Source organism: Kribbella pittospori (genome assembly GCF_004331465.1).
Classification (GTDB): Bacteria; Actinomycetota; Actinomycetes; order Propionibacteriales; family Kribbellaceae; genus Kribbella; species Kribbella pittospori.
Genome location: NZ_SJKB01000035.1, coordinates 1 through 15,677, shown reverse-complemented (window position 1 = coordinate 15,677; position 15,677 = coordinate 1). Strand labels below are relative to the sequence as shown.

Annotated in this window: 9 protein-coding genes; 5 read left to right on the top strand and 4 right to left on the bottom strand. The window is 69.2% G+C overall.

The window, feature by feature from the left end:
• Positions 1 to 110: 110 nt before the first annotated feature.
• From E0H73_RS46380 to E0H73_RS44290, 4 genes are all read left to right on the top strand, one after another.
• On the top strand, positions 111 to 425 hold the full coding sequence (locus tag E0H73_RS46380; protein ID WP_165556156.1) for a hypothetical protein: 315 nt from the start codon (positions 111 to 113) through the stop codon (positions 423 to 425).
• 118 nt (positions 426 to 543) lie between these two features.
• Positions 544 to 4,155, top strand: a complete 3,612-nt coding sequence (locus E0H73_RS44300; protein WP_131367155.1) for an ATP-binding protein — start codon at positions 544 to 546, stop codon at positions 4,153 to 4,155.
• On the top strand, positions 4,152 to 5,522 hold the full coding sequence (locus tag E0H73_RS44295) for an FAD-binding oxidoreductase (RefSeq protein ID WP_131367153.1): 1,371 nt from the start codon (positions 4,152 to 4,154) through the stop codon (positions 5,520 to 5,522). Before E0H73_RS44300 ends, E0H73_RS44295 begins: the two co-directional genes overlap by 4 nt.
• Positions 5,523 to 5,618: 96 nt before the next feature.
• A complete protein-coding gene (locus E0H73_RS44290; RefSeq protein WP_131367151.1) occupies positions 5,619 to 7,001 on the top strand; it encodes an FAD-binding oxidoreductase in 1,383 nt (460 codons plus the stop codon).
• Here the strand turns inward: E0H73_RS44290 and E0H73_RS44285 are convergent.
• The 3 genes from E0H73_RS44285 to E0H73_RS44275 form a co-directional block, all read right to left on the bottom strand.
• Positions 6,996 to 7,763 carry a maleate cis-trans isomerase family protein gene (locus E0H73_RS44285; RefSeq protein WP_131367148.1) on the bottom strand — a complete coding sequence of 256 codons (768 nt, stop codon included), beginning with the start codon at positions 7,761 to 7,763 and terminating at the stop codon, positions 6,996 to 6,998. The two genes, E0H73_RS44290 and E0H73_RS44285, sit on opposite strands and share 6 nt — an antisense overlap.
• Positions 7,764 to 7,898: 135 nt before the next feature.
• Complete coding sequence (locus E0H73_RS44280) at positions 7,899 to 8,675, bottom strand: phytanoyl-CoA dioxygenase family protein (RefSeq protein WP_131367146.1); 777 nt, start codon at positions 8,673 to 8,675, stop codon at positions 7,899 to 7,901.
• A 212-nt stretch (positions 8,676 to 8,887) separates the two neighbouring features.
• Positions 8,888 to 11,191 (bottom strand): AfsR/SARP family transcriptional regulator, encoded by a 2,304-nt coding sequence (locus E0H73_RS44275; protein WP_165556155.1) that lies wholly within the window; start codon positions 11,189 to 11,191, stop codon positions 8,888 to 8,890.
• 306 nt (positions 11,192 to 11,497) lie between these two features.
• Between E0H73_RS44275 and E0H73_RS44270 the strand changes: the two genes are divergently transcribed.
• Complete coding sequence (locus E0H73_RS44270; RefSeq protein WP_131367142.1) at positions 11,498 to 12,241, top strand: hypothetical protein; 744 nt, start codon at positions 11,498 to 11,500, stop codon at positions 12,239 to 12,241.
• A gap of 121 nt (positions 12,242 to 12,362) precedes the next feature.
• On the opposite strand, the gene E0H73_RS44265 is transcribed toward E0H73_RS44270, so the two are convergent.
• Positions 12,363 to 15,113, bottom strand: a complete 2,751-nt coding sequence (locus E0H73_RS44265; RefSeq protein ID WP_131367140.1) for an ATP-binding protein — start codon at positions 15,111 to 15,113, stop codon at positions 12,363 to 12,365.
• Positions 15,114 to 15,677: the final 564 nt, after the last annotated feature.

Genomic DNA, 15,677 nt, shown 5'->3' with positions numbered 1-15,677 from the left:
GCGGCGATACCGAGGCGATACCGGCTCGAGCTCAGGCGATACCTGCCCGCGCGACAACTGAACGGACGGACCGCCGGCAGCGGCGGTCGCGACGACAAGGAGCAGGGATCATGTCCACAACCAAGTTGCTGACGACAAGTGGTGCAGCCGTCCTCTTCGCCCTCATGGTGACCGCCGGCCCGGCAGCGGCCATCGCGGTTCCCGAACCAGGCTCCGGCACACCATCGGTGGCCGAACCGGGGCCGCCCAACTACCCGGAGTACGACCCGCAGTACGAGGTGCCGCCGGTGACGGTCGCCCAGGACACCGGTCTCGACGCGAGCTCCGCCGCTCTGGGCGCTCTCGCCGGCATCGCCCTGGCCGGAGCAGGCCTCGGCACCGCGATGGTCGTAACACGCCGCCGCGACAACACCCAATCAGCCTGATCAGCCGTGCCCGGAGCTGGACCTGCAATCAGGTCCAGCTCCGGCCGGCAGGCTCCCGGGTCGGCGGGCGATGCCGAAATGAGGGTTCTTCGTTTACCGTGGCGGTGGGGGTGGTTGCGTGGGGGCGGACCAGCTGCGGATCAGTCTGCTCGGCGAGTTCACGGCGTCGTACGGCGGCGCCGCGCTCGATCTGGGTGGACGGCGGCAGCGCGCCGTACTCGCCGTGCTGGTGCTTGCACGCGGTGAAGTCGTCCCGGCCGAGCGGCTCGCGGACGCGGTCTGGGGAGAGCATGCGCCCGGCAACACCGCCGGTGCACTGCAGTCCTATGTCTCGCACTTGCGCCGCAGCTTGCAGCCGGGGTCACCGGCTCGCGCCCGGTCCGCGATCGTCGTCCGCGAGGGTCCCGGGTACGCCGTACGACTGCCGTCAGACGCAGTCGACGCCTGGCGGTTCGAGACCCTGCTGAAGAAGACCACGGGCTCCCCCGCGGATGCGGCGGCCGATCTGCACGATGCGCTCGCGCTGTGGCGCGGTCCGGCCCTGGTCGAGTACGCCGACGAGCCATGGGCCGGCGCCGAGATCGCGCGCCTGACCGAGCTGCGAGCCGTCGCCCGCGAACGCCTGGTCGCCGCTCGTCTCGATCTCGGGGAGGCGGCCCTCGTGGTTGCCGAGCTGGAGGGGATGGTCGCCGAGGAGCCGCTGCGCGAGGAGCGGTGGCGGCTGCTCGCTCTCGGGCTGTACCGCGCCCATCGCCAGGCCGATGCCTTGGCCGCACTGCGGCGGGCCCGCGAGACGCTCGCCGATGAACTCGGCGTCGATCCCGGTCCGGCTCTGCGCGAACTGGAGGCGCAGGTGCTCGCGCAGTCGCCCGGACTGGCTGCTGCCGGGCAACCGCGGGAGGAACCAGTGCAGGCGAATGGGCGGGCAACGACCGCGGACCGCAACGGTCTGGTCGACCGGGACCGCGAGCTCGCCGCCCTCCGGTCGATGCTGGACGGCCTCGCGGGCGGGCAGCCTGGCTTGCTCTTGTTCGAGGGTCCGGCCGGGATCGGAAAGACGCGCCTGCTCGCCGAGGCACGCAAGCTGGCGGCCGAGCGATCTGTGCGGGTGCTGTCAGCTCGCGGGAGCGCGCTGGAGAGTGCGTTCGCATTCGGAGTCGTGCGCCAGCTGTTCGAGGGACAACTCGGTGACCCGGCGCGTCGCGACGAACTGCTGCGTGGCGCAGCGGCAGGAGCCGGGGCCGTCTTCGACATCACCGACAGCGGCCGGGCGGAAGGTTTCGCTGTCCTGCACGGCCTGTACTGGCTGGCGGTCAACCTCACGACAGGCGGCCCACTGGTGCTCGCTGTCGACGATGCGCAGTGGTGCGACGGCGCCTCGCTCCGCTTCCTGGCCTATCTGGTACGACGGCTCGCCTCGGTACCTGTACTGGTGCTGGCGACCCTGCGCACCGGCGAGCAACACGACGACGAGGACCTGATCGCAGAGCTGGCGCTCGAACCCGACGCGCTCGTCGTACGCCCGGCGCCGCTGTCCACCGAAGCGACGGCGGAGCTGGTGGAGCGACGGCTCGGCGTACGACCCGCACCCTTGTTCGTCACCGCCTGCGAGCGGACGACCGCGGGGAATCCGTTCCTGCTCTGTCAGCTGCTCCAGGCTCTTGCGGCTGACGGCGTACGACCGGATGCCTCACACGCCGACCGGGTCGTCGCGGTCGGGTCGCGGGCGGTGTCGAGCCGGGTGCTGCTGCAGCTCCGCAGGCTGCCGCCCGACGTCGTGGTCGTCGCCAGGGCTGCCTCCGTCCTCGGCGACGGTGCCGCCCTGCCGGCGGTCGCTGCACTGGCCGGAGTCACCGAGGCCCGGACCGCGGAAGCGCTGGCCGTACTGGCGCGGGCCGAGATCGTCAGGGACGAGCAACCAGTGGCCTTCGCGCACCCGCTCGTACGCGACGCGGTGTACCAGGCGCAGCCGGCGGCCGAGCGGGAGCTCTGCCACGAGCGGGCCGCGTCGGTCCTGCGGGATGCGCGGACGAGTGACGAACTGGTTGCGGCACACCTGCTGCTGGCGCCGCCACGCGGTGATGAGAGCGTCGTGACCTTGCTGCGTACGGCGGCCCGCGAGGCGGCGGAGCGAGGAGCGTCGGAGAGCGCGGTCACCTACCTGCGCAGGGCACTCGTCGAGTTGCCGGTGGGTTCGGGTCGACGCGACGTAGTACTCGAACTCGGGATGCGCGAAGCGTCAGTGGACGGCGGGGCAGCGGTCGAGCACCTGGTGCACGCGTACCGGCTGCAGGACCACCCGCGCGTCCGCAGCGAGATCGCCATCGCGGCCGCCTCGACCCAGGTGTTCGCGAGTCCGCCCGGAGTCGCGACGACCTTCGCCCGGGAGGCCGCTGCGGAACTCCCTGACGGACTGGCTGACCAGCGCCAGGCGCTCATCGCGATCCAGCGGATCAGTGGGTTCATGCACGGCATCAGCGACGGCTGGCACACACCCGCTCAGGAGCCCGAAGGGCAAGGCGCGGGTGCGCGGATGCTGGCCGCCACGGTCGCGCTGGAAGCGGTTCTGGCCGGCAGAGACCGGGAACGTGCCATCGCGATGGCACGGTTCGCACTCGACGGCGACCACCTGATCGCTGTCGACGACGGGCTGTTCTGGGTCAATGCCGCCGCGGTCCGGATCTTGTCCGACGACGACATCGGCGACTTCTGGAGCCGGGCTCGCGCGGCCAGCCACGCACGCGGGTCGTTGTTCGCGGCGCTGTCCACGAGTCTGTGGGAGGGGTTCTGGCAGTGGCGGCGCGGCGAGCTTCACGAGGCCCTCGCGTGTCTGCGGGCCGCGCTCGACCAGGATCGCCTCTGGGGAGGTACGCGGGTGGGCGAGCCCTTCGCCCGCGCCTTCCAGATCGGGTGCCAGCTCGATCGGGGCGACCTCGAGGCTGCCCGCCGGGCGGCCGATGCCTTGGCCGCAGGTGCTGTGGCCGGGGAAGGCGGCCGCGTCTACCAGCAGGCCGTGGCACGCTTGCGCGTCGCCGAGGGCCGGTGCGAGGAAGCCCTTGTCGTGCTCGGCAATCCTCAGCCGGGCATCGACGGCATCGACATCGTCAATCCGGTCTGGAACCCGTGGCGGTCCATCAAGGCCGCGGCCTTGTTCGGGCTCGGACGTACGTCGGAGGCGATCGAAACAGCCGAGGAGGAACTGGCTCTGCTCCGGATCTGGGGCGCACCGAGCTTTCTCGGCAGGGCACTGTGCACGCTGGGCGAACTGCGGGGTCGCGCCGGTATCGACAACCTCGTCGAAGCGGTGGACCTGCTCTCGGCGACGACCGCGGCAGTCGACCTGGCCCGGGCCAAGTGCGCGCTCGGCAGCCATCCGGACGTGGGCGGCGTGGATGCGATCGCCCTGCTGGAAGACGCGAGCCGGATGGCGCAGGAGCGAGGCGCCGGCCAGGTTCGCGAGCGAGCCCTGGCCGAGCTCGAGCGGCGCGGTCGCCGGATCGAGCTGAGCACCGACGACGTGCCTCGATTGTCGCGGACCGACCGGCAGATCCTCGATCTGACCGCCGCCGGTCTCGACGTTCACGAGGTAGCCCAGCGACTGTTCGTCACACCAGGAACGGTCCGGGACGTGCTGGACGGGGCCGGTTTCACGGCCGGGCCCAGCGGCTCAAGAATCTCTCAAGTCGGACGAGTGACCATGACGCACGACCAGAACGGGAGGCTCCAGTGACGGTGCAGCAGAGTCTCCGGGCCGCGAGTCTCCGCGGGCTCTGTGGCGGCGCCGTGCACCTTCCGGGCGACCCGGCGTACGACATGGCGCGCGCGCCGTGGAATCTGGTGGTCTCCGACTATCCCGCGGCCGTCGCCTATCCCGCGTACGCCGAGGAGGTCGCCGAGGTCGTCCGCGCCGCCCAGGCCGCCGGCCTGTCGATCGCGCCGCAGGGCACCGGCCACGGCGCTCCGGCCCTGGGCGGCAGGTTGGCCGATGCCGTGCTGCTGCGCACCTCCGCGATGACGGAACTGAGCATCGATGCAGAGAACCGGATCGCCCGCGTCGGCGCCGGCGCGTTGTGGGGTGATGTTGCGGCGGCGGCCGGACGGTACGGTCTCGCCACGCTGCACCCGTCCTCCCCCGACGTCGGCGTGGTCGGCTACTCACTCGGCGGGGGCATCGGATGGTATGCGCGGCACCTCGGTCTGCAGTGCAACTCCGTCACCGCGGTCGAGGTCGTCCTTGCCGACGGCACCTTTGTCCGAGCGACCGCCGACAGCGACGCCGAGCTGTTCTGGGCGCTCCGGGGTGGCGGTACGCCGCTCGGCGTCGTCTGTGCGCTCGAGTTCGAACTCCAGCCGATCCGGACCGTCGTCGCCGGGTTCCTCGCGTGGGACGGGACGGCTGCCGACCGGGTGCTGCCTGGATGGGTGGACTGGTGCGCGGACGCCCCCGAGCAGGTCACGTCGTCGTTCCGCTTGGTCGACGTACCCGATCGGGACTCGGTGCCGGTGGACGTCCGGGGGCGGCGGCTGGCGATCATCGACGGTGCCGTCCTGGGCGGCGAGGCCTTCGCGTACGACGTACTGGCGCCATTGCGCGCACTCGCTCCGGAACTCGACACGGTCGCCGTGATTCCAGCCGCCGACCTGGTCAGGCTGCACCTCGAGCCGGAGGAGCCGACTCCGGCGTACGCGAGCAGCACGCTGGTGTCGGAGCTTCCCGAGGCCGCGATCGCTGCGATCATCGAGACGGCCGGTCCGCGGTCCGGCAGCAGCCTCACGGTGGCCGAGTTGCGCCAGCTCGGTGGCGCGCTGTCCCGGCCGGATCCGGACGGCGGCATCCTTTCGGCTCTCGACGGGGCCTTCCTGGCGCTGGGTGTCGGGCTGGGGTTCGAACCCGCCGACTGGCCACGGCAGCGCGACGACGCGGAGCGGTTCCTCGCCGCGGTAGCGCCCTGGTCGACCGGAGGCACCTATCTTCCGATGCTCGACGACAGCAGCGACACGCGCAAAGCCTTCCCGCCGGACGTCCACGCCCGGCTGACCGCGGTCCGCCGCAAGGTCGATCCGCACGGGCTGTTCATGGCACCGCATCAGACTTGAGCCGGTGCCTCAAGCCGGTCACAAGTCGCCGTCAAGTGCTTCGCGACACCGTCGGTCCGTCATCACAACAACGACAGACCGAACAGGAGAAGTTCGATGACGATCGCTCTCGACCGCGCCATCACCCGGCACCACGACTCCCTCGAGGAGCTTCGCAGTTGCCTGACCGGCGAGGTCCACCTGCCCGACGACGAGCAGTACGCCGCGCTTTCCACGCCGTGGCTCCTCTCCGTCCCGATGCAGCCGGCCGCAGTTGTCGCCGTACGCACGGCCGAGGACGTGGTCGCCACCGTCCGCTTCGCCCGGTCGCACGGCTACACCGTCGGCGTACAGGCCACCGGGCACGGAGCCCACAGCGCGTACGCCGGACACCTGCTCGTCGTGACCAAGGGCCTGGACGAGGTCACGGTGCATCCCGAGGGCTGGGCTCGCGCCGGAGCCGGCGTCAAGTGGCGTCCGGTGATCGAGGCGGCCGCGCCGTACGGGCTGGCTCCGCTCAACGGGTCCACCAGCGACGTCGGCGTGGTCGGATACACGACCGGTGGCGGCGTCGGTCCGATGGCCCGCACGTACGGTCTCGCCGCGGACAAGGTCCGCGCGTTCGAGGTCGTCACGGGTGACGGCGAGTTCCGTCGTGTCACCCCGACCGAGCACCCGGATCTGTTCTTCGCGCTGCGGGGCGGCAAGGGCGCGACCGCGATCGTGACCGCGGTGGAGTTCGACCTGGTCCACCTGCCCACGTTCTACGGCGGCGCTGTGTACTTCGACGGTGCCGACGCGGAGCGGGTCGTCGACCGGTGGCGTGCTTGGTCGGCGTCTCTTCCCGAGCAGGCGACAACGTCGTTCGTGCTGTTCCAGCTCCCGGACATGCCCGGGGTTCCGCCGGCCTTGGCCGGGCGGATGACCCTTGGCGTCCGGTTCCTCTGGACCGGCGCAGCGGACGAGGGTCGCGAACTGCTCGATCAGCTCCGCGCCGTGGCTGAGGTGATCCTCGATGACGCCGACCTGAAGCCGTACACGGCCGTCGACTCGGTCCACGCCGACCCGGTCGACCCGATGCCCGTCGTCGACCCGGCCATGCTGCTCACCGAGTTCACCGACGTGACCGCGAAGCGGCTGCTCGATGTGGCCGGCTACGGATCGGGGTCACCGCAGTTGATGGTCGAGATCCGCCAGTTGGGTGGTGCCTACGCCCGCGACGCCGAGCATCCCGACGCGTTCTCGCACCGCGCCGCCGGCTTCAGCGTGCTTGCCGTCGGCATCGCGGAAGACCCGCGTGTCCTACCGCACTGGGATCGCCTCTACGCGGCGTTGTCCGAATGGGACACCGGCGGTGTCTGGCCGAACTTCGGGCCTCCCCACGACGCCCAGACGGCCCGTCGTGCGTACGACGAGGAGACCCTTCAGCGCATCGCGGAGGTGGTCCGGAAGTACGACCCGGACGGTGTCCTGCAGATCGGCGAGTACGCCCGCTCATGACTCCACGAACAGGGCTCCGTAGCCTGTTGGTCTTGCGTGGGATCTTGCTGCGCGCAGCATGCCCCACAGGAGTGACTGGTTGGCGGTCAGGACCGGGCGGCCGAGATCCTGCTCCAATGCGGTGATCACGCCGACGCTACGGAAGCCGTTGCCGCCGATGAAAACGGCGTCGGCCTCGTCCGGCGTGTGTTCGACAACCCACGCGAAGAGCTCGCTCGGGTTGATGCTCCGCTGACTGCTCGGTAGACCGCAGGAACCGTGCTGGACCACGGTGAGGTCCTGCGATTCGAAGTACCCCGCTCCCAGCCGGTCGAGCTCCTTGTCGAACCACGGCGGGTTCACCAGTGAGATCCGCTGCACCCCCAGCGCGGAGAACCCGGCCACCGCAGCCGCACAGGTCGCAACGACAGGGATGCCCGAAGTGCGCTGCTCGAGCCGCTCGACGAGCTCGACCTCGCGATCCGGGCCGCTGACGTACGACGAGCTCGTGAACCCGATGCCGATCGCGTCGAGCGGTGCGGCGGCGAGCAGGGCCGCGGCCTCGTCGATGTGCGGCGGCTGGACGAACGCCTCGACAGGCGCGAGCGGGATCGTCGGATCCATCTCCCCGCCGGCCGCCATCGCCCCGAACGGCACCCGAGCCGCGTACACCCGGACCCCATCGGGCGCCATCGCCTGCAACTCCGACTCCGGCCCCACATCACCGTGCGGCGTCAGTACGCCGATCCGGCTACGAACATCCCACCCATCCGGTTCCCACATAGCCCCTCCCCGTACAGAACCGCCACCGGGTCCTCGCGGTTGCCCGTGGTGGCCCGGCAGAACCCCTTCCCTTGCATGACACCACTCTTCCGATCCGGCATCCAGACCGGTGTCGTGCGGGAAGGGGTCCGTGGGTCAGATCGGGAGCGGATCGTAGTTGGCGCCGAAGGGAGCGTCCGGCCTTGCGAACTCCCCCATCAGTGCGCGCCGCAGGGGCGTGGTGCGCTCGAGGAACTCGGGGTCGTTGCTGAGACGGTCGGCCGGGCGGACCCACGGTGGGCTGTAGACGTAGTGAGTTGTATAGCGGTCGTAGTCGCCGTCGTGGCGGAAGGTTCGATGCCAGACCCCGTTGTGGAACACCAGAGCAGCCCCGGCCTCGGCGCACACGACATGGCCGATCGCGATGTCGTCGTTGGGCTGGCGGATTGAGTCAGGTAGACCGACCCGCGAGCGGTGGCTGCCGGGAATCAACTCCATGTTGCCCATGCCGGGCACAGTCTGGTCGGTGAGCAGATACGACACGCGGAGCTGAAGCAACGGAACCGGGTATCCCAGGTCCTTGAAGTCGAAGGCGGACGATCCGTCCTGGTGCCAACGCCCGTTCCCCGCGTGCGCCGGCTGCATGGTGTTCCAGCCGGCCTGCAGTACGAATCGATCGCCGAGCAGACCCTGCACCTTCGGAAGCACGTCAGGATGATCGATGAGCCGCTCGAGCACCGGCTCGCTCTCGTAGGTCCGGCCGATCTGCCCGAACTCGCGGTCGCGGCTCTGGTGCAGACGCTGCGAAACGTCGTACGCCTCGGCGGCCTCGTCCTTGGTCAAGACGTTGGGAATCATGAAATAGCCCCATGATTCGAAGATGAAGCGGTCGGTCTCGGTCAGTTGGCCTTTGTCTACGACGGGCTCAAGCATCACTGTGTCCTCTTCTTCCTGTGGTCAGCGCAACAGCCATCATCCGGAGCGCCGTAGTGCCGATAAAGGGCCAACTCACCCAGATTGGCATCGAACTCAGAACCAACGCTGGGGTGCTCGGGTGGATCAGTTCACGCGGGCCCGAGCCCAAGAGCGCCCGCGCCGCCGCCGCGACCCGTGGACCTCCTCCGGAACGAGGATCCCGGTCGGGCTCATTCGGGAAGGTTGGTTGCTTCGGTGACGGTTGGTTGGTCGACGATGACCAGGTGGTCGGCGATCGAGGCTGGTAGTGGGTGCGGCAGGAGGCCTCGTTTGCTCAGGTCCTCGAGGGAGGTGAACGGGCCGCGCTGGGTTCGGTCGATGACGATCAGGGCGGCGTGCTGGGACGAGATGCCTGGAACCTTGGCGAGAAGGGCGGCCGGGACGTGATTCGGGTCGACCAGGCCGCCGTCGTCGAATGTTCGCGGCAGATCCGGGCGGCCGATGCCGAGCCGCTGCGCGTCCAGCGGCGAGCGAGCCGCGATCTCTCGGGCGACCCGGCGACTCGCTCCGGCAAGCCGGCGCTCGGCGGCACTCGAGGCCGGCGCGACGATGATGGCAGCGTGCGCCGAGCAGGCCAGGAAGGGAAAGATGATCAGCGACATGCCGATGTCGTCCTTGATACCGCTGAAGTCTTCTGGGCTCTGACTGAACAGGACCGCGCCAGTCCACTGCAGAGCGAAGTACACGATCGCGGCGAGCCCCAGCAGACGGCTGCGACGCCGCCAGGCGAGCACTCCCATCATGGGTCCGCAGGCGAAACCCCAGGTGAGAATCGGCAACGCCGCGGCCAGGATCTTCAGGCGGATGCGCTGTCCTCGGGTCCTTCGCGGTCGCCCCGAGGAGGCGTCCGGCGGTGCCGACGTCGGAACAGTTGCAAGGGAGTTGCCTTCCCACGGAGACGCAGCGCCCGCCGGCGACCTCTTGTCGTCAAGCAGCCTGGCGTACAGACTCTGCAGGCCCTGGCTGGGCTCGATCCCGTACTGATCGACCAGCAGCCGCCGGATCTCGGCGTACGCCGAGAGTGCCTCCGCACGCCGGCCACTGCGGTACAACGCTTCCATCTGTACGGCGCGGAGCCGTTCACGCAGCGGGAACTCGTTGATCTGCGCAGGCAGCGACTCGATCAGGGCATCGAGTCGCCCCAACGTCAGCAGGATCTCGGCGTGATCTTCCAAGGCAGATGCGCGGTCGTCGTTCAGGCGGTCCCGGGCGCTGTCGAAGACCGGCCCGACAAACCCGGTCAGGACCTCCCCACGCCAGAGCCTGAGCGCCGACTCCAGCTCCTCAGCCGCCTTCTCCAGATCATCGCCGGCTCGCAGTTCGCGTGCTCGGATGATCCGCCCGGCGAACTCGTCGAGATCGGAGCCTCCCGGTGGCACCTCGAGCCGGTAGCCGACGTCAGTGAGGGTCAGCACCTCCCCGGCGCTCCGCGGAGCTCGGTGGGGGTCGAGTACCTTCCGCAGACCTGCAACGTACTTCTGTATGACGTTCGTCCCGTTGTCCGGCCGAGCGTCATCCGGCCAGACCGCAGCCAGAATGCGCTCCGGCGTCACTGTCGAGTTGGCAGACAGGAGAAGAGTCGCCAGCACCGCTTGCTGCTTGCTCGAGCCGAGGTCGATCAGCTCGCCGTCCCGGCAGGCTCGTAGCGGACCGAGTACATCGATGCGTACGCGACCACCTGAGGAGAATTGCCGCGCGGGCGCCGGAAGGAGATCTGGGGAGTCGTTGAGCAGGCGGTTGTGGAGGGTCTGCAGCTGGGCCGTCGGGGTCAGACCATGACTCTTCAGCAATCGGACGGTGGCGCGGTACGCCTCGAGTGACTCGGCCTGGCGACCTGTGCGGTAGAGGGTCAGCATTTGCGTGGCGCGAAGGCTCTCGCTCAGCGGATGGCGCTCGATCAGACTGCTCAGGTCAGGCAGCAGTCCGGCGTGGTGGCCTAGGTCCAGTTGTAGGTCGGCCCAAGTCTCGGCCGCATCCGCATGGCGGGTCTCGAACTCCCGGCGGGCCTCGTCGAACACCGGCCCGCTGATTCCGGCCAGAGCCTCACTGCTGCGCCAGAGGTCGAGTGCACTGCGGACAGTGGCAGCCGCCTTCTCGAGATCTCCCAGCTCCCGCTGATGGTGCCCTTGCCGGACAAGCTCGTCGAACCGGTCGACGTCAGTGTCGCCCCGTTCAAGCGCGAGAACGTACCCCGCCGCCGTCAGGGTCAGGAGCTCCCCACTGCTGCGAGGCGCTCGATCCGGCTCGAGCACCCGTCGCAGGCCGGCGACGTACTTCTGTACGACGTTGGTGCCGTTGGCCGGGGGCTCGCCTTGCCAGACAACCTCGACGATGCGCGCAGCCGAGACGGGCCGATTCGCCGAGAGCAGCAAGGTCGCGAGGACTGCGCGCTGCTTTGCCGCGCCAAGGTCGAGTGTGTCTCCGTCACGCCGGGCACGAAGCGGTCCGAGGAGCTCAAACCGAATGACGCCCACGACCACACCCCCCAACCTGCCGAATCGACGCCGGGACGGCCCCGTGTTCCGGCGGCTGCGCGACGTCCGGCCGCAGCACGGCAGTCTATCCGGCAGTGGGGCCGCAGTAGACGGCAGTGGAACCGCAGTACGGCTCACCAGAGTGATCTCGTCACCGCTGCTGGTGGACATCCAAGCGCCACCGCGGCAGCAGCCGGACGTCACCGGCTGTCCCACTCCGCGCCGGTCGTCACCGGCGAGAGAAAGCGAGAACTTGTCATGTCCTTTCCCTGGATTCGAGGCGGAGCCTGGGCAGGTACCGCGCTCATGGCCACCGCGCTGATCGCGTGCGACCCCGTCGGGACCTCGGGCACACCATCGGTCACACCATCAACCACCGCGTCTGCACCCACAAGCTCCCGGACGCCCAGTACGACGCCCGCGCCGCCCGACCTGTCCACCCTGCCCGCAGCCACCCTCCTTGCCCGGGCAAAGGCAGCAGCAAGCGCTGCATCGGGGCTGAGAGTCAAGGGCCTGCTGGTGGATGACACCGGAGACTTGCGCATCGATCTCCAGCTCACGAAGAGCGGCGGTCAGGGCGCCTTCCTCGTCGCCGGAACGCCGATCACCTATCGCGTGATCGGCAAGGACGTGTACATGCTCCTGTCGGAAGCAACCATTCGGGCGATGGCGAAGGATGAAAAGGCCGGCGACGCCGAGATTCGCGCGATGCTCTCCCTGATGAAGAACAAGTGGATCAAGCCGTCCAAGATCGACAAGGACGGCCAGGCCCTGATCGACCTGACCACGCGGGACACCTTCTTCAAAGGCTTCTTCGGGGATGTCGGCCACCCCACGAAGACCGGAAAGAAGGTGGTGGACGGCGTGACCTCGGTGGGGTTGACGGGTCAGGGCGCCACGCTCTGGGTCGACACTCGCACCGCACGACCGGTCCGCTTCGAGAACAACGCCGGCCGCGACTACCTCACCTTCACCAACTACGGCAAGGTTGCCGCTCCCAAGGCGCCGAAGCCCGACCAGATCCTCGACGGCAAAGCCTTCGGGTTCTGACCCAAGCCAACCTCGACGAAGGGCGAACAGACCTTCACAGGGGAAGGAGAAGGGGCCCAGCTGACGACTGGGCCCCTTCGTTCGTACCGCCCATCACACACAGGCCAGGAGTAGGGTCGCGCTACGCATTGAGGAGGGTGCCGGAGAGTTCTCGGCGGGAGCCGATTCCGAGCTTGGCGAAGACCTTGTGAAGATGCCACTCCACGGTGCGTGGACTGAGGAACAACTCAGCACCGATCTCAGGGTTCGTGCGCCCCTCCGCCGCCAGCCGAGCGATCTGAGCCTCCTGCGCAGTGAATCCTTCCCGAGCCTCGACGGATCGCCTGGGGAGCCTCTTGCCGGCGGCGACCAGCTCGCGACGGGCTCGTTCGGCGAAGGCCTCCGCACCCATGTCAGTGAGCAGGTCGTACGCCGACCTCAGGTGGCCGCGAGCGTCGCGACGGCGGTCCTCCCGCCGCAACCACTCTCCGTAGAGCAGATGAGCACGGGCGTACTCGACGCGCATGCGGGTCCGGCCGAGCCGCTCCACTGCCTCCACGTAAGAGCTCTCGGCCGCGTCTCCCAGGCTCACCTGCGCGCGGGATCGTGCCTCGATTCCGAGGGCCCAGTCGGTGCCGCTGGCACTCGTGGTCCGGATCAGCGCGCCGAGTGCGTCCGCTGCGCGGTCGGGGTGGCCGCTTCGCGTAGCCGCCTCGACGAGTTCCACCAGCGACCAGGTGGAGAATCCGAGCTCGTCGGGGTATCCGGCTCCTCGCTCTGCCGCCTTCAACGCTTCCTCGTAATTCCCCAGACCGTTGTGGAGTACCGCCGATGAGAAGTCGACGATGGTGAGTCCCATGCCCTCACCTCGCACTACGGCCTCCGCAGAGGTGGATCGAAGGAGGCGGGACACGATCTTCGGCCTGCCCTGCCACGCCGCGAGCGCCAGAGCGCCGTACGGCGGCAGGTGAGTGCCCATGACCTCGTTGACCAGCGAGAGTTCGTTGACCAGCGCGCCCGCCTCCGCGAACTCGCCGGCGAAGAAGTGCAGGCCCATCCGACTGCTGAGTGCGATCGGCAGGACCGCCAGAGCTCCGGCTTGGCGCGCAAGACGCAGGTGGTGGGTGCAGAACACCTCCCAGCTCTCGTCGTCCCACACGTCGTGGGCGGCGTGGGTAGCAAGCCATAGCCAGCGAAGAGCATCGCCGATCGGCACCTCGTCTGCTCGCCAGGCCTTCAGCGCGCGCCGCAGTGGTGGGACACCTTCCGCATAGCCATCCGTGATCAGTGACGACACGCCGTCCAGCAGGAGATCGGCTGGTCGAGCGGTCGATTGAGGTGCCGCGCGGGCCGCCCGGGCGACATCGCGGGGGCCCACATCCCCGGCCAGTCGTCCGACCAGCAGCGCCGCCGCCAAGGCATCAAGGTAGATGTCGCGGGCGGCAGCTTCGTCCAGTCCCTCCATCCGCCGGGCGGCTGACAGCAGGAGCGGCGGAGCGTCGCGGCCACGGCTGGAGAAGAACGCGATCTGTGCCCGGAGAACCTCCACCCTGGCGCGTGTCGGCCCGTCGAGCGGCTCGGTCTCGACATCGGCCAGCAGCGCCAATGCCGCGTCCGACGAGCCGGATTGGTGCCGGGCCCTCGCGGCAGCCAGGATGCGGGCAGGACGTCGAGCGGGGTCACGGGTCAGTTCGATGGCACGTTCGAGGAACGCCGCCTGCGCCGCCAGGCCTCCTCGGGCCCGCGCCCGATCAGCGGATCCTTCCAGTTCGACGGCGACCTCCTCATCGGGTCCACTCGCCGCGTGCGCCCGGTGCCACGCCCGTCGGTCGGGATCGAGGTCCGGATCGGTCTCCTCGGCCAGAGCGAGGTGCACGGCTCGCAAGTCGGTCGCCTCTGCGGCCCGAGCAACGGCGGACCGCACCAGCGGGTGGCGGAACCGAACCCGCGCGCCCACCTCGATCAGGCCGGCCCGCACCGCCGGGGCCGCGGCTGCGAAGTCGACATCGAGCCTCTGGATGGCCCGTCGTAGCAGGCTCAGGTCCCCGACTGGTTCGAGGGCAGCCGCGAGCAAGAACAGGCGCGTCGGTCCGGGAAGTGGTGCAAAGCGCTGCGAGAAGCCTTGCTCCAGGTGGGTCTCCAACGGCACGGCGTCCGCCAGGCCGAACCCGAAACTGAGCTCGGCGGTAGAAAGGCCGCGAGGAAGTTCCAGCAGCGCCAACGGATTGCCCCGGGTCTCGGCCACGATCGTCTCGCGCACCCGATGGTCGACGTCGCCCCTCAGGACGGTCCCGAGCAGCGCGTGAGCATCGGCGTCCCTCAGCCCTCGAACGTCCATCGTCGGCTGCCCGGTCAGTTCGCTGTCCTTGTGCTCCCCCCGCATCGCGAAGACCAGCCCGACCGGATCGGCGAACTGACGACGTGCCACGAACGCGAGTATCTGCGCCGAGATGGGGTCGAACCACTGCGCATCGTCGATCACACACACCAACGGTCGCTCCTCCGCCACCTCCGCGAACAGGCTCAGCACTGCCAGTCCGACCAGGAATCGGTCCGGCGGTGGCCCGATGTGCATCCCGAAGGCGGTGGCCAGCGCATCACGCTGCGGCCCGGGCAGGCGATCGAGGTGGTCCAGCATCGGCGCGCACAACTGGTGCAAACCGGAGAAGGGCAACTCCACTTCGGACTCGACACCGGCTGCGCGTTCCAGCCGGCACCTCTGTCCGAGCCCATTCGCCAGGTAGTCCAGCAGGGCGGACTTGCCAACCCCCGCCTCGCCTCGCAGGACGAGCACCTGGCTCGCGCCGGCGCGCACGCCGCCGACGAGGGCGTCAAGGGTCGCGCACTCGCTCTGCCTGCCACGGAGCTCGGTCGGCGATTGGTGTGGCGTCACGACGCCGACCGTGAACCGGGGCGACCACGGGCCGTCGTATCCATCGAACCTCCAGGGTGAGATCGATGTCTGCCCAACCGGCCGCGACGACTCACAGCGTCGTGTCGGGCCGCACGCGCCCGATCGGGGCGGAAACCTCCGCCGGATTATCTCACACCTCCAGCAGCACAGCCTGTCGAGAACGCTGCAGGGATCGTTGACGTGCGGCGAGTCGGCCGGGACACCCGGCGCCGGGGTGACGTGTCGGCTGGGAACCCGGGGATTGACCCGGGACTACGCGGATACCCGGGGCCTCGCTGCACACCCACAGTGGTGGCATCCCCTCACCAAGGAACTCACCGCACTTGGAGGATGCCATGCGGACCCGTCCCTCCCCCGAGACCGCCACTCCTCAACGCCGCCGAAGAGTCGCCACCCTCGGCGCCGCCGTACTGGCCGTCGTGACTGCTGCCGCCGCCCTCCGGACTGAACCTGTCGGCCGGCAACCCCTTGAAGATGAGCCTGGAGTGCCCATGTCGAGATTTCGTAGTGTGTCTGCTGGTGGGTTGGAGGTGTTCTGTCGTG

Excerpts from the sequence above, each read along its gene's own strand:
- E0H73_RS46380 (WP_165556156.1), top strand. The coding sequence starts at position 111 with ATGTCCACAACCAAGTTGCTGACGACAAGTGGTGCAGCCGTCCTCTTC.
- E0H73_RS44290 (WP_131367151.1), top strand. The coding sequence starts at position 5,619 with ATGACGATCGCTCTCGACCGCGCCATCACCCGGCACCACGACTCCCTC.
- E0H73_RS44285 (WP_131367148.1), bottom strand. The coding sequence starts at position 7,763 with ATGTGGGAACCGGATGGGTGGGATGTTCGTAGCCGGATCGGCGTACTG.
- E0H73_RS44280 (WP_131367146.1), bottom strand. The coding sequence starts at position 8,675 with ATGCTTGAGCCCGTCGTAGACAAAGGCCAACTGACCGAGACCGACCGC.
- E0H73_RS44270 (WP_131367142.1), top strand. The coding sequence starts at position 11,498 with ATGGCCACCGCGCTGATCGCGTGCGACCCCGTCGGGACCTCGGGCACA.